The sequence below is a fragment of the Mesorhizobium sp. GbtcB19 genome, assembly GCF_019091085.1.
GTDB lineage: Bacteria > Pseudomonadota > Alphaproteobacteria > Rhizobiales > Rhizobiaceae > Mesorhizobium.
In genome coordinates, this window is record NZ_JAGXJY010000132.1 from 1 (window position 1) to 397 (window position 397).

A 397-nucleotide genomic window follows, 5' to 3' on the forward strand; every position below is an offset into this window, starting at 1 on the left:
CATTATGGCTACGGTGATTTTAAGTGTAGCATTGATTATTAATTTAATTGCTATATATATGAAAGGAAAGGGTGAATAATATGGATAATGTAAGTGAGGAAGATAAGCGTAAGATAGCACAAGAAGTTGTGTTAACAGCTCCTGAAACTGCAAATGTTTTAGGTGTTACAACTCAGCGATTACACACGCTTGTAAAACAAGGTCGTATAACACCTTTGAAAGTATCAAATCGAATTGCAGTTTATTTTCGTCCTGATGTAGAAAAGTTAGCGGAAGAGTTAGCGCCATTAAGAGAAAAATTTCGTCCTTTTGAATAAATAGAGTCGATTCCAATTAAAGGAGTCGGCTTTTTTTATTAGGATGATTAGAATTTACTTTTAGATAATGCCTTAAGTAT

1 protein-coding gene is annotated in these 397 nt (G+C 33.0%); it reads left to right on the forward strand.

The window, feature by feature from the left end; genetic code table 11:
* The first annotated feature begins 80 nt into the window (after window positions 1-80).
* Complete coding sequence (locus KVT37_RS31930) at window positions 81-317, forward strand: helix-turn-helix domain-containing protein (protein ID WP_000370979.1); 237 nt, start codon at window positions 81-83, stop codon at window positions 315-317.
* Window positions 318-397: the final 80 nt, after the last annotated feature.